This window comes from Exiguobacterium sp. s192, assembly GCF_018618795.1.
GTDB classification, from domain to species: Bacteria; Bacillota; Bacilli; order Exiguobacteriales; family Exiguobacteriaceae; genus Exiguobacterium_A; species Exiguobacterium_A undae.
This window is the reverse complement of the sequence record NZ_JACSMS010000013.1, coordinates 19,999-33,215: the sequence shown is the minus strand read 5'-3', so window position 1 is coordinate 33,215 and position 13,217 is coordinate 19,999. Positions and strand designations below refer to the sequence as shown.

The window sequence follows — 13,217 nt, the reverse complement described above, 5'->3', positions numbered from 1 at the left end:
GACTGCTTTCATATGATTTCAAACACAAAATCCCCACTTTGTCGCGTTTTGCGAGAAAGTGGGGATTTTACGTTGACTACAGATTAACTGGCAAGTCGTTCTGATTGAGCATCACGTCGTGAACGGAAACGTTCGATGACTTCAAACCCAAGCACAAGCATCGTGCCGATCAATAAACCGTTACTGAAGAACGGACGTAACGTCAGTGGCAGGATTTCCGCCAAAACCGTCGATTGCAACAGAATGCTGATTCCGATGACGGCACAAATCGCAAAGGCATGCTTCCGGCGACTGGTCGTCATGCTGCTTTCAGCAGACTGCCAGGCAATCAGGAACATGTGCGGTAACGTTGCGAGCAAAGCCGCACTGGCGACACTGCGCGGTAACGTCGCGATGATGCCGATGATACTCGGGAAAAACCCGACCAGAGCGATGACAAGTGAGGCAATCAAAAACGGACGGCGTTCCTTACTTCCCGTCTGGGCGATGAAACCACTTGTGATCGGCAACGGAACCGGAACGAGCGTCGAGAATGTCGCCGCGATCAAGTGAATGACCCCTTCGACCGTCAGTCCCTGATTCAAGGCCCCTTTTTTCTGAATCGTCGCTTCGACGGCGCTTAACGCGGCAATCAAGTTGACGATCAAAAGAATCGCAAACGGAATCGCAACCAGGAAGGCGCTGCCGTCAAATTGCGGCATCCCGAACGGTAACGCGGTCGGAACGGCAAAGACACCGGACGCTTCCGGTAACGACGGACGGCTGACCAACCAGCCGACGACGATGCCGATCATCAAGGCGAACGGACGGAGGCGGGTCGGACCAAATTGACTGAGTCCGAGGACAAGCAGGAATGTCAGAATGCCGGCAAGACGTGTTGCTTCGACGGCGAGAACGGCACCAAGCATGACGCCGGTCAGTTGAATACATAATAAAAGCAAAAACGTTCCGCTGACGAGCGGCGTAAAGACCGGTAATAAAAAGCGGGTCCATCCCGTCAACCCGAGGAAAATCAAGACAACGCCGGCAATGACGACAGCGGCCATCGCAATCGTGAAGGCCGTCTTTGAATCGACCGGCAACGCGGCGATGACGACAAAGATGCTGACCCATGAGCCGGCAGGACCGGACACGATCGGTAAACGGTGACCGAACAATCCATGGAGAAAACAGGCAATTCCTCCGACAAAGAAGGAGCGTTGGACAAGTGCGGCCGTCTCGACACTCGAGAGATCAAACAGGCTCGCGACGACGATTGGCAAGGCAATCGTATTGGCTAATAAGAAGATAATCCACTGGACCGTGGACGTCGTACGTTTCACAAAAATCGTCTCCTTTAAAAATCGCTGATTTCAGCATCGTATCATATGATTGATGTTATGATTCATACATATTTATGACTGAAAACATATGAAAGAGATGATGAATATGGATTTACGCCAATATCGGTATTTTTGCGCGGTCGTCGAAGAACAATCCGTCACACGGGCGGCGGAACGATTGCGGATGGCACAGCCTGCGTTGACCCAACAAATTCGGAAGATGGAAGAGTTGCTTGGTGTACGGCTGATTGAACGGGCGGGACGCGGCATCCGGATCACGGCCAGCGGCGAGCGGCTGTATGAACGCGCCGTCTCCTTGTTGCGGTATGAAGCGGAAACCCGGATTGAAGTCAGTGACATCAAGGAAGGACGGACCGGCATCTTACGGATCGGCGTCAATACGTTGTCGGCCGGTCGATTGACGGGATGGGTGCAAGAGATGAAACGACGACATCCCCGGATCACGTTGCAAATTCATCAGGGCGAGTCCGCTGCCTTGATTGATCGTTTGAAGGATCATGCGATTGACGTGGCACTCGTCCGGCTGCCGATTGAGGCACAAGGCGTCACGATCGAGTGGATGGAAGAAGAACCGTTTTATCAGATCCATCATCCTGATTTTCCTGACGCCGACGTCATCATTCCGAGTCAGGAAGGACTTGGTGTCTTTCAGACGCTCAGCCAGCAGTTCGGGGTCGTCTCGCAGGAAACTTGTTCCGACGTCTTGACCTTGATTGGACTTGTCCGCAGTGGACAAGCGGTGACACTGTTACCGGAAAGTACGCTCCGCGAGCTCGACATGACGGGACTGGTGCGGGAACGGTTACCGGACGCGACGAGTACGACGGCTCTTGTCTGGTTGACGGAAGACGGTCAATCGGCGCTGACCCAACAATGGGTCTCGATTGTCCACGAGTAAGAACGAATTGTTAAAAAAGGGATTTTATAGGATACTTGAACAAGAGACAGGAAGGTAAGGGGGAGGATGAAATGAAGACGATTCGCGGAAAGTACGGCGAAGCGAAGATTTTTACACACAATGTCGATGACACGACGATTGAACAGGTGACGGGGATGCTGAACGAAAACATTGCTGTCGACGGCAATGTCCGAATCATGCCCGATTGTCACGCCGGCAAGGGCTCGGTCATCGGCACGACGATGCGAATTCACGATAAGGTGGTTCCGAATCTCGTCGGTGTCGACATCGGCTGTGGGATGTTATGTACACAAATCAACCGTGAAGGAACAGCCGGCGTCGATTATGAGAAGTTGGATGCAACGATTCAGGCATTGATTCCGAGCGGCATGTCCGTCCGCAATCAGCCGCACCGGTTATCGGAACAGATTCCGTTTGATCAAGTATTGGCACCGTTCAACGAAACGCGGGCCCGATTGTCGATTGGTACGTTAGGCGGCGGCAATCATTTCATCGAATTGAATACAGACGAGGAAGACAATCTCTACCTCGTGATTCATTCCGGCAGCCGGAATCTCGGAAAAACGATTGCCGAGCATTATCAAAAGTTGGCGGAAGCGTCACAATTCACCGTCGATACGGCGTCGATCGTCGCATCGCTGAAAGAACAGGGACGTGAACAAGACATCCAATCGACTCTGGTCGAGTTGAAGAGTCAGTTCAATGAAACCAATAAAGATTTGGCGTACGTGTCCGGTTCCGATATGGACAACTACCTACATGACTTAAAAATCGCCCAACGCTACGCGGCACTGAACCGTCAAGCGATGACGGACGTCATTGTTGAAGCGATGGGCTGGTCGGTCACGGAACAGTTCGATACGATCCATAACTACATCGATCTCGAGCAGATGATTCTCCGGAAAGGTGCGATTTCAGCGCAAGCCGGTGAAGTCGCTATCATTCCGATGAACATGCGCGACGGTTCACTGATCGTCAAAGGAAAAGGCAATCCGGACTGGAACTATTCGGCACCACACGGGGCAGGACGGATCATGTCCCGCTCGAAAGCCTTCAAATCAGTGGACTTGAAGGAATTTGAAGCGACGATGCAGGACGTCTGGTCGAGTTCGGTCGTCGAATCGACACGTGATGAGTCACCATTCGTCTATAAGCCGATGGAGGAAATCATTCAGAACACGATGGATACGGTCGAGTTACTCAAAGTCATCAAGCCGCTCTATAACTTTAAGGCGAAGTGATTGGCGGAAGCCGGAATGAACGTTTTTAAAAAAAGTAGACATACCAAAATGCAACCTTTTGATTGGAAATGGATCAGAAGGTTGCAAGGTGTTTGCTTTCGCAAGAGGAGTCAGGGGGAAATGAACTTATACGTGTCTTCGTCATGCGTACTCTTGACGAATCCGGCTTTCAGAAGCACGGATTGCGAGGCGTTATTTTCAAGCTCGGTATAGGCGCAAATCTGTGTGACCTTCATGTCCTGCAGTCCAAACCGGGTAACTGTTTTAACGGCTTCTGTCATATAGCCATAACCCCGAAAATCCGGTTTTAATACATACCCAATTTCGGCGATGTTATGTTGATAGCCTCTGCAAAAACAGCAGTTGCCGATGAATTCGCCGGTCGACTTTAAATAGAGTCCCCATGTGATGCCGTCCCCGTTGAGGTAATCAAGGGCAATCTGACTTAAAATCCGGATGACATCCCGGCTGTTCTGTGCCTGGTGACCATCATAGACCGTAATCTCAATCATGTGGTTCGCTTCACTTAACCGGATTTCTCTTAAGAGGAGCCGTTCGCTCGTCAGTTCAGGAAAGACGTCAAAGTAGTATTTTTCTTTCACGGGGCATGCCTCCTTGAATGTGCTTCTTACCTCAAGTGTACGTTATCCGATCCGAATCGGAAGCAAAACATCATCAAAACTAAAAATCCGTTTATTCATCAGGAGGAACCCACATGCCAAAAAAAGCTTTAGTCGTCATCGATATTCAAAATGACATGACAAAAAACTACAAAGAAGTCATTGGGACGATCAATCAGTCGATTGACTGGGCAGTTGAACAAAACATGCATGTGGTCTATATCCGGCACGAGAATTTATCGGCCGGAACGAGAACGTTTAAGACCGGAACACGCGGTGCCGAGTTGGCACCTGATTTAAAGATCGTGTCGGATCACATTTTCACGAAATATAAGGGCAACGCCTTAACAAGCGAAGCGTTCGCAGCATTCATTGAGCAAAACGACATCACCGACTTTTATCTGACCGGCGGAGACGCGACGGCTTGTGTCAAATCGACCTGCTTTAACTTACGTAAACTGGATTACGACGTGACGGTGATCACGAACGGCATCACGAGTTACGATAAAAAGAAACTTCCGGAAATGATTGAATACTATGCGAAAAAGGGCAGTCACATTGTTCAATTCAATGATTTACTTTCGGTTGATTAACGTTGTTGAAGGAGGTTTTTAATATGAAAAATGTAATTAAAGTACTGATTATCTTGTCCGTCTCATTAGGTCTGATGTTGACAGGTTTTCCGTCAAACGAAGCCGTGGCGAAAACGAAAAAGGAAACACAACATGACACTTTTAAAAAGCTGAAAATGAACGCCTCGATGACCAGTGTTGCGAAAGGCATGTATGGCAAGAACTATAAAAAACACCTGTGTGACCGCCCGGAAGATGAGGTAAAAGTTAATCTTTTGTGCAGTGGTGAATTGAACGATTCCAACACATACGATAAAAGCGGAAAGCTGAAATATTTGAAGTATGAGTTTTATCTGTACCCAGATGCAAAGGTATCGAATGAATCGGACAATCCGGATGAAGTGACGTTCCAAACCGTCCGCATGTTGCTCGTATTTAAATCAAAAGAGCATAGTAAGCAGTTAAAACTCGTCGAAAAACATTGGTTTGACTCATCTGCTGTCAATTCCAAACGTGTCTATAACGATCAAAAGATTAAAAAAGGGATGACGAAAAAACAGTTGGATGGCGTGCTGACGGGAACAGGGATTGGGAAACATGAGAGAGTCGCGTATATCGACTATTCAAAAGTCGGAAAGCAAGCCGGTAAAAAACAGCCTGTTTTTCCAAAAGCGTACAAGACGTATTCGTATTCTGTCTTGAACCAGAAAGAGAATGTCCTCTATTACTTCGAAACGAAGTACAGTCGAACGAAAAAAGAGTACGTGGTTTCGTATGTCGATACGTGGACGGAAGACAATAAATGAAAAATGAGAGAACTCCCAAAGATAAGGAGTTCTCTCGTTTTTTTTGCCTGTATTCAAATATTCTTTAAAGGAAATGAAATAATCAACGAATTGTTTTTAAAGCGCCAGCCCAAGGGATGACTTGATCAAGCATTTGATTAACGGAATCTGCTTGAACCGGTGCCGCTTTTAACACAGCTCCATTCTCAAAGTCAGTGAACAGCGAGAGGGCAGGGTGGACCCGGACGTCTGCGATCAACAATTCGCCCAAAATACCGCGTAAATGTTCTGCTGCGCGTGCGCCGCCGACTGAACCGTAGGAGACGATACCGGCTGCTTTGTTGTTCCACTCGACACGGAGATAATCGAGGGCATTTTTTAAGGAAGCGGAAATCGAGTGGTTGTATTCCTGTGTGATGAACACAAATCCATCCTGAGCGGCGATCGCTTCAGACCAGGCAGCTGCACCGGATGCATCGCCGTCTTTTTCGCCGAGCAGCGGCAATTTGTAGTCGGCGATGTCAATGATCGTATAGTGGGCGTCTCCACGTTTGTCCGCCAGTTCTTTGACCCAGTTCCCGACCTGTGGGCTTAAGCGGCCTTCACGTGTTGATCCTAAGATAATCCCAATGTTTAATTTTGTCATGTTCGTTTCCTCCTCTTGTTGTGGTGTTTCCTTTGAACCAAATAATTTACTGAATAGACTCAAGTTAATTCCTCCAGATTAAAGATATTCTTTTTCGATTGTCCGCGTGCTTCGGACGGTATCAATCGGACGGACCATTTGTTCGATTTGTTGACGTTGCGATTCGAGGAACGGTGGTAACGATAATTTTTCTCCGACTGTTTCGTACGGCTCATCGCCCATGAAACCGGGACCGTCTGTTGCCCATTCGAACAGGACGCCTCGCGCCACACGTGCATACAATGATTCGAAGAAGAAACGGTCCACGTAGCCGGATGTGTTGAATTGTAAGTCTTGCATGCGGCTGATCCATTCATTTAAAGCGGCCGTATCTTCCACTCGGAAAGCGACGTGGTGAACGGTACCGAACCCTTGACGTCCACTCGGAAGGAGGAGGTTATGTTCGACGATGACCTGTGCTCCGTTACCGCCTTGACCCATTTCAAACAAATGCAGTGATCCTGCTTGATCGATCTCTCGCATCAGCATTGCTTTTTCCAAGACTTCTTTTAACCGGTCAAATTCGGCAATCCGGATGTGGATTGGACCTAAACCGGTGATGGCGAATTCTAATGGTACCGGACCGTTTTGCCACGGAGTTCCGGAGGCAATGCCTTCGTTATGCTCGTCTGAAATCAGCATATACTGCTGGTCATCGAAGTCGACGAACGAGAGGGTCTTTTTACCGAACTGTTCTTTAATGCCGCGATGCTTCACATCGTATTTATCGAATCGTTTGATCCAGTAGTGGAGTGCTTCGTCCGTCGGCACGCGGAAAGCGGTTTTAAAGATTTCATTTGTTCCGTGTGTTCCTTTTGGAATGCCCGGGAAGTCGAAGAACGTCATATCGGTACCAGCTGAACCTTTATCGTCAGCGAAGAATAAATGATAGGTCTGAATATCGTCCTGGTTAACAGTTTTCTTGACCAAACGCATGCCTAAGACATTTGTGAAGAACTCATAATTTTTCTCGGCACTGCTCGTGATGGCCGTGACGTGGTGGATTCCTTTTAATTCATTCATATAAATCGCTCCCTTAATCGTTATTATCTCGAATTCGAGATATATAGGTAAAAAAATTTAATTATTTTGGGCTTGGTAGCCTATTTTTTTAGCAGTCTTAATGAACAATTCAATTTCCGCCTGGTCAATCCCTTGGAAAACCTGATTAATGGCTTGTTCATGTTCCGGAAAAATCGTATCCATTAACGTTTGACCTTCTGTGGTGAGTTCCGCAAATGTCACGCGCCGATCCTCCGGACAGGCTTGGCGGACGACGTAGTTCTTTTTTTCGAGTTTATCGATGACATAGGTGATGCTGCCGCTGGTAATCAATACTTTTTTCCCAATCAGCTGAATCGGTTGCCTTCCTTTGTGATACAACAACTCGAGTACGGAAAAATCAGTCGGATTTAGTCCGGACTTCGCAACATCCTGTTTGATGACTTCATGAAGCGCGTCGACTGCGCGAACCATGACTGTCAGTGCTTTTAAGTTCGGATTCGGCTGTTCCATTTCGTGCACCTCTTTTTATCTTCAATTCATATATCTTTAATTCGAGATAAATATACCATCTGTTTTTTATGACGTCAATTGTTTTGATTGGTTTCTGATTACAAGAGCCGAGATTCATACAGCAGCATGAAAAAAGGCAGCCCGTATCGTACGGGTTGCCTTTAGGATGGGGGAATACTTCACCATTTCAGTTCATTTAAAAAAGTAAGAATGTCTTGGTTGATTTCGTTCATGTCTTTCCCTAACGTCATTAAATGTTTCGAATGCGCAAATCCTTTAATCGTTTTTTGATCCGAAGTTACGCTTTGGAAAATCTTCTCGGCACTCGTCTTGTACGAGGGGGCATCCATTTCCCCGTACAGGACATGAACAGGCGAGGTAATACGTGCCAACTGATCTCTCGTCTGATTAATGAGGTGTTCGAAGTGGGTCAGCGATTCAAAAGGGAGGTGATCCAGTTCAGCCATTTCAGATGCAATCTGCTGGTCCTCTTTTCCTTCGAGTTGTTTATAGCGTTTGGCGTAATAAACGATTCGTTCCTTTAGGACGGCTGCTTCCTTATCCATCGGTACGGACAGGGTAACTACACCGTTGATCTGCAACTCCTGTGCTGTTTTTAAAGCAAGAACACCACCCAGTGAGAGACCGACGACTGCTATATGTTCAAATCCTTTGTCTTTCAGTAGCTGGTAACCGCCAAGAACATCCTGCCACCAGTCGGCTGGTCCGTAGTTCAGAAGTTCTTCTGCCGGCAGACCATGTCCACTGAGTGTCGGGGCGTAGCAGGAGTACTGATTTTGTTGCAAATAGCTTCCAAGCTTTTTCATATCATTCGGATTACTGGTGAAGGAATGTAAGAGCAGAACAGCTTTTTTTCCACCTTCATAATAAAAGGATTTTGGAGGTAATAGTCTCATAGAAAAGTAAGTCCTCATTTCGTAATCTGTCTCTTTTTATGGATGTACGTTATTTCGTGTTCACTTCGTAATCAGATAAGATTTTATTTCCGACAGTAGTAAGCATCTCTGAATTAACAAAAGAGTTTACTAGAAAAAGCAAGTTATCTTTGCTGAAGACGGGGTTAATCATTTGATAATATTGTATCAATTTACCAATGGTTATCGTAGATGATGTTGAATTTTCCTGAACAGAAATGAGTTGGAGGTGTCGATTAAATGCAGTTACCTACACGATTTGGCACCGATGAGGCCGGCTATATTATTAATCAAACGAGTAGAATGAATATACAAGTGATGTTTCGTCCTGTCATTGAAGAAGTGATAGGCTTGTTGAAAAAACAGTTTGGCGAAGTACTTCACAGCGTATACGTATATGGCAGTATCGGTCGCGGCACAGCCGTTGCGGGGAAATCGGATTTAGATTTGACGGTTATTGTAAGAAAGGATGTTCAAATTGATGCTTTAAAAGAAGGAACACAAGGCTTGTTGGAGCGGCATCCTGAAATTATTAAAGTTGATTATGACATAGGCATGCTTGGTACAGTGCTCAGTCCTGAAAATCTGTATGAATGGGGCTTTTGGATACGTCATGTCTGTTCATGTATAGATGGTTTCGACTTATCTGATCAGTTTTCAGATATGAAACCGGACGTGCGGATCAGTCGTGCTTTAAACCGGGATTTATCCGTTCAGCTACGTATGGCTCATGAAAAACTAGAAGCAGGCAAGATGACTCAGACGGAAAAACGATCCCTTGTAAAACGGATGATTCGTGGCGCTTACTTGCACGTTAATGTAAAAGATCAGAGTTTTGCATTCACCATTGAGGACAGCCTGTCTATACTGCGTCTGTATTTTCCTGAGAATATACTGATCGAGGATTTAGCGAAGTCCACTGACAAGATGGAGCTTTCAGATGAATGGTTACGTGAGTTGTTGCATCGATATGCTTTAACGTTTATTTAATGTTGGTTATCTGTCACGCATAAGAATGTTTTCGGAAATAAAAAACGTCCCCGAAAAAGCGGGGACGAAACGTACACCTTATATTGTTAGTTCACACCGTCTCATCCGTAAACGTTTCACCGGTCCGGCGCACGGTCGCTCCGAGTTCAGCGGCAATCGCGTTGATCGCTTCCGAATCCTCGTTGACCTCACTGATGATGATGACGCCGTAGTGGTCAGGATTAATCTGGTTGAGTGTCCGGTTAAACAAATCAAACGAATCGCGTTCGTTTTTTTCGTCACGGTTTGCCCCGATCAGGTACCCGGCGACGGAACCGACGAGCATGCCGAACGGTCCACCGACAACGCCGACTGCCATTCCGATCATGGAGCCTTTAAACGATTGATCCTGTTGCGTGAAGTCGATCGCATCGATGAAGGAGAACCCGTCCGTCTCATTGCGTTCGGCGAGGACCATTTGTTCCATTTCAATCTCTTTAATCGCTTCGAGGTCCTTGATCATCTCAAAACCGGTTTTTGCTTTTTCCAGATCGTTGAAAATAATCGTCGTCACGACGTGTGTTGCATCCTTGTTTTTATATTGTGCCATAATTTCCGCCTCCAGAAAGTTCTGATATCGTTCTACAATTTATTAGTACCCGTAACAGAACCATTAAAAACTAGAAACGAGACAGCGTTGTAAGCATATGATTGATATAGCTTCTCAATTAGCCGATAAGTAAAACTTATCGAAGGTCTTTTGTTCTTTCAAATTGTAACGAGGCTCATATTATACTATGATAGAGCTGTACAAGTAAGCGGTATCAGGGGCTTGATGTCGTCAACACTTAAAGGGGGAATCAGCATGAAGCAAACGCAACCAACGCAAGACGTGTTTGGTGCACGCCGTTCGTTTGAAGCAAACGGTAAAAATTATAACTATTACAGCCTTGAAAAACTGGAAGAACTCGGTCTGACGGAAGTCAAACGCCTTCCATATTCCATCCGTGTGCTGCTTGAATCCGTCCTTCGTCAACAAGACGGTCGTTCGATCACACAAGAACATGTCGAAAACTTGGCGAAATGGGGAACTGCCCAAGTGTCGAATGATATCGATGTGCCGTTCAAGCCGTCACGCGTCATCTTACAAGATTTCACGGGTGTTCCGACAGTCGTCGATCTCGCGTCACTCCGTAAAGCGATGCAAGACCTCGGTGGAGACCCATCGGTCATCAACCCGGAAGTTCCGGTTGATCTCGTCGTTGACCACTCGGTTCAAGTTGATGCTTACGGATTTGCCGGCGCACTCGCTGAAAACATGGATCTTGAGTTCGAACGCAACGAAGAACGTTACAAACTGTTACGCTGGGCGACAACAGCATTCGACAACTACCGTGCTGTCCCGCCGGCAACAGGAATCGTCCACCAAGTCAACCTTGAGTACTTGGCATCGGTCGTCCTTGAAAAGGAAACGGCTGACGGTTCAGTTGACGTCTATCCGGATACACTCGTCGGAACGGATTCCCACACGACGATGATCAACGGACTCGGTGTCCTTGGTTGGGGTGTCGGTGGAATCGAAGCGGAAGCCGGCATGCTCGGACAACCGTCATTCTTCCCGGTTCCTGAAGTCATCGGTGTCCGCATCACGGGCGAAATGCATCCTGGAACAACAGCAACGGACGTTGCCCTCCGTGTCACGGAAATGCTGCGTCAAGAAAACGTTGTCGGGAAATTCGTCGAGTTCTTCGGACCATCCCTTCACCTGATGTCACTGTCTGACCGCGCGACAATCGCCAACATGGCGCCTGAATACGGTGCGACATGCGGGTTCTTCCCGGTCGATACGGAAACGTTGACGTACCTCCGTCTGACAGGACGCGAAGAAGCGTTGATCGAAAAAGTCGAAAACTACTCAAAAGCAAACGGCTTGTTCTACACGCCGCAAAACGAAGATCCAACGTTCACGAAGACGGTTGAACTTGATCTGTCGACAATCGTTCCTGCCCTTGCTGGACCAAAACGTCCACAAGACCGGATCGATTTGACGGACGTGCACACGTCGTTCCAAAAAGCGTTGACAGCACCACAAGGAAACGCCGGTTTTGGTCTTGCTGAAGAAGAAGCAAGCAAAGTCGCTGTCGTTCAATTTAAGGACGAAGCGGTTGAAATGCGTACGGGAGACCTCGCGATCGCAGCAATCACGAGCTGTACGAACACATCGAACCCATACGTCATGATCGGTGCCGGACTCGTTGCGAAAAAAGCAATCGATCTTGGATTGACGGTTCCGAAATACGTTAAGACATCACTTGCACCGGGATCAAAAGTCGTTACGGATTACCTTGAGAAATCAGGACTTCAACCGTACCTCGATCAACTCGGCTTCAACACAGTTGGTTACGGTTGTACGACATGTATCGGAAACTCGGGTCCACTTGACCTTGCCGTCGAAAACGCGATCCTCGGATCAGACCTGCTCGTCTCGTCTGTCCTCTCAGGAAACCGTAACTTCGAAGGACGGGTTCACCCGCTCGTGAAAGCCAACTACTTGGCATCACCACCACTCGTCGTCGCGTATGCGATTGCCGGAACGGTTGACGTTGACATCATGAACGCGTCCCTCGGAACAGGCAAAGACGGACAAGAAGTCTTCTTCGCGGACATCTGGCCGTCACGTGATGAGATCCAAACGATCATCAATACAGTCGTCACACCGGAAAGCTTCCGTGCGGAGTACGATTCAGTCTTCACAGGAAACGAACGTTGGAACAACCTTGATGTGCCGACAGGCGATCAGTATGACTTCGACGAAGCGTCGACATACATCCAAAACCCGCCGTTCTTCGAGAACTTGGCGAAAGAAGCCGGTCACGTCGAAGCGTTGAACAACCTCCGTGTGTTCGGTAAATTTGCGGATTCCGTCACGACGGACCACATCTCACCAGCCGGTTCGTTCTCGAAAACGACACCAGCCGGACAATACCTCGTCAACAAAGGGGTTGCACCAAAAGACTTCAACTCATACGGTTCACGCCGTGGTAACCATGAGATCATGATGCGCGGAACATTCGCGAACATCCGGATCCGTAACCAAGTCGCTCCAGGTACAGAAGGCGGCTTCACAACGTACTGGCCAACAGGCGAAACGATGGCGATGTACGATGCTGCAATGAAGTACAAGGAAGATGGCACAGGTCTTGTCATCCTCGCTGGTAAAGATTACGGAATGGGTTCATCACGTGACTGGGCAGCGAAAGGTACAAACCTTCTTGGTGTCAAAGCCGTCATCGCCGAGAGCTTTGAGCGGATTCACCGTTCGAACCTCGTCATGATGGGTGTCTTGCCACTCCAATACGCGGCCGGCACGTCTGCTGAATCGCTTGGCTTAACAGGCGAAGAAGCAATCAGCATCGCGATCGACGAGTCAGTTCGTCCACGTGACGTCGTCGAAGTCACAGCGACAGCGAATGACGGAAAAGTCACGAAGTTCGAAGCAATTGCTCGTTTCGATTCAGAAGTCGATATCGATTACTACCGTCACGGTGGAATCCTACCGATGGTTCTTCGCGAACGCTTGCAAAACTAAACCGTTTACATTAACGTTTGAGGTGGGGGCAACCCCACCTTTTT

At 47.7% G+C, this 13,217-nt stretch carries 13 protein-coding genes; 6 read left to right on the top strand and 7 right to left on the bottom strand.

The window, feature by feature from the left end:
* Positions 1–83 precede the first annotated feature (83 nt).
* Positions 84–1,322, bottom strand: a complete 1,239-nt coding sequence (locus KNP87_RS15200; protein WP_214722208.1) for a purine/pyrimidine permease — start codon at positions 1,320–1,322, stop codon at positions 84–86.
* Positions 1,323–1,428: 106 nt separating this feature from the next.
* Between KNP87_RS15200 and KNP87_RS15195 the strand changes: the two genes are divergently transcribed.
* Positions 1,429–2,241: a LysR family transcriptional regulator gene (locus KNP87_RS15195; protein ID WP_012370021.1), complete on the top strand. Its 813-nt coding sequence runs from the start codon at positions 1,429–1,431 to the stop codon at positions 2,239–2,241.
* A 71-nt stretch (positions 2,242–2,312) separates the two neighbouring features.
* Complete coding sequence (locus tag KNP87_RS15190) at positions 2,313–3,503, top strand: RtcB family protein (protein WP_214722207.1); 1,191 nt, start codon at positions 2,313–2,315, stop codon at positions 3,501–3,503.
* Positions 3,504–3,613: 110 nt separating this feature from the next.
* Here KNP87_RS15190 and KNP87_RS15185 read toward each other — a convergent pair whose 3' ends face one another.
* Positions 3,614–4,105, bottom strand: coding sequence for a GNAT family N-acetyltransferase (locus KNP87_RS15185; protein ID WP_214722206.1), 492 nt, complete (start codon positions 4,103–4,105; stop codon positions 3,614–3,616).
* 113 nt (positions 4,106–4,218) lie between these two features.
* Between KNP87_RS15185 and KNP87_RS15180 the strand changes: the two genes are divergently transcribed.
* A complete protein-coding gene (locus KNP87_RS15180; RefSeq protein ID WP_214722205.1) occupies positions 4,219–4,716 on the top strand; it encodes a cysteine hydrolase family protein in 498 nt (165 codons plus the stop codon).
* A 23-nt stretch (positions 4,717–4,739) separates the two neighbouring features.
* A complete protein-coding gene (locus KNP87_RS15175) occupies positions 4,740–5,501 on the top strand; it encodes a hypothetical protein (protein WP_214722204.1) in 762 nt (253 codons plus the stop codon).
* Positions 5,502–5,583: 82 nt separating this feature from the next.
* On the opposite strand, the gene KNP87_RS15170 is transcribed toward KNP87_RS15175, so the two are convergent.
* The 4 genes from KNP87_RS15170 to KNP87_RS15155 all read right to left on the bottom strand — a co-directional run bounded on the left by KNP87_RS15170 (position 5,584) and on the right by KNP87_RS15155 (position 8,597).
* Positions 5,584–6,126, bottom strand: coding sequence for an NADPH-dependent FMN reductase (locus tag KNP87_RS15170; protein ID WP_483299343.1), 543 nt, complete (start codon positions 6,124–6,126; stop codon positions 5,584–5,586).
* A 78-nt stretch (positions 6,127–6,204) separates the two neighbouring features.
* The gene (locus KNP87_RS15165) at positions 6,205–7,188 is read right to left on the bottom strand and encodes a ring-cleaving dioxygenase (protein ID WP_214722202.1); all 984 of its coding nucleotides are present in this window, start codon (positions 7,186–7,188) and stop codon (positions 6,205–6,207) included.
* Positions 7,189–7,245: 57 nt separating this feature from the next.
* A complete protein-coding gene (locus KNP87_RS15160) occupies positions 7,246–7,680 on the bottom strand; it encodes a MarR family winged helix-turn-helix transcriptional regulator (protein ID WP_012370037.1) in 435 nt (144 codons plus the stop codon).
* 179 nt (positions 7,681–7,859) lie between these two features.
* Positions 7,860–8,597 (bottom strand): alpha/beta hydrolase, encoded by a 738-nt coding sequence (locus KNP87_RS15155; RefSeq protein ID WP_214722201.1) that lies wholly within the window; start codon positions 8,595–8,597, stop codon positions 7,860–7,862.
* Positions 8,598–8,855: 258 nt separating this feature from the next.
* On the opposite strand from KNP87_RS15155, the gene KNP87_RS15150 reads away from it, so the two are divergent.
* Positions 8,856–9,605: a nucleotidyltransferase domain-containing protein gene (locus tag KNP87_RS15150; RefSeq protein WP_214722200.1), complete on the top strand. Its 750-nt coding sequence runs from the start codon at positions 8,856–8,858 to the stop codon at positions 9,603–9,605.
* A gap of 91 nt (positions 9,606–9,696) precedes the next feature.
* Here KNP87_RS15150 and KNP87_RS15145 read toward each other — a convergent pair whose 3' ends face one another.
* The gene (locus KNP87_RS15145; protein WP_214722199.1) at positions 9,697–10,194 is read right to left on the bottom strand and encodes a hypothetical protein; all 498 of its coding nucleotides are present in this window, start codon (positions 10,192–10,194) and stop codon (positions 9,697–9,699) included.
* 255 nt (positions 10,195–10,449) lie between these two features.
* Here KNP87_RS15145 and acnA point away from each other — a divergent pair, with 255 nt between their 5' ends.
* Positions 10,450–13,173, top strand: a complete 2,724-nt coding sequence (gene acnA, locus KNP87_RS15140; RefSeq protein WP_214722198.1) for an aconitate hydratase AcnA — start codon at positions 10,450–10,452, stop codon at positions 13,171–13,173.
* The last annotated feature ends 44 nt before the right edge of the window (positions 13,174–13,217 follow it).

Coding starts and splice junctions, on each gene's coding strand:
- KNP87_RS15170 (WP_483299343.1), bottom strand. CDS start 6,126: ATGACAAAATTAAACATTGGGATTATCTTAGGATCAACACGTGAAGGC.
- KNP87_RS15165 (WP_214722202.1), bottom strand. CDS start 7,188: ATGAATGAATTAAAAGGAATCCACCACGTCACGGCCATCACGAGCAGT.
- acnA (WP_214722198.1), top strand. CDS start 10,450: ATGAAGCAAACGCAACCAACGCAAGACGTGTTTGGTGCACGCCGTTCG.
- KNP87_RS15175 (WP_214722204.1), top strand. CDS start 4,740: ATGAAAAATGTAATTAAAGTACTGATTATCTTGTCCGTCTCATTAGGT.
- KNP87_RS15195 (WP_012370021.1), top strand. CDS start 1,429: ATGGATTTACGCCAATATCGGTATTTTTGCGCGGTCGTCGAAGAACAA.
- KNP87_RS15155 (WP_214722201.1), bottom strand. CDS start 8,597: ATGAGACTATTACCTCCAAAATCCTTTTATTATGAAGGTGGAAAAAAA.
- KNP87_RS15190 (WP_214722207.1), top strand. CDS start 2,313: ATGAAGACGATTCGCGGAAAGTACGGCGAAGCGAAGATTTTTACACAC.
- KNP87_RS15160 (WP_012370037.1), bottom strand. CDS start 7,680: ATGGAACAGCCGAATCCGAACTTAAAAGCACTGACAGTCATGGTTCGC.
- KNP87_RS15180 (WP_214722205.1), top strand. CDS start 4,219: ATGCCAAAAAAAGCTTTAGTCGTCATCGATATTCAAAATGACATGACA.
- KNP87_RS15150 (WP_214722200.1), top strand. CDS start 8,856: ATGCAGTTACCTACACGATTTGGCACCGATGAGGCCGGCTATATTATT.
- KNP87_RS15145 (WP_214722199.1), bottom strand. CDS start 10,194: ATGGCACAATATAAAAACAAGGATGCAACACACGTCGTGACGACGATT.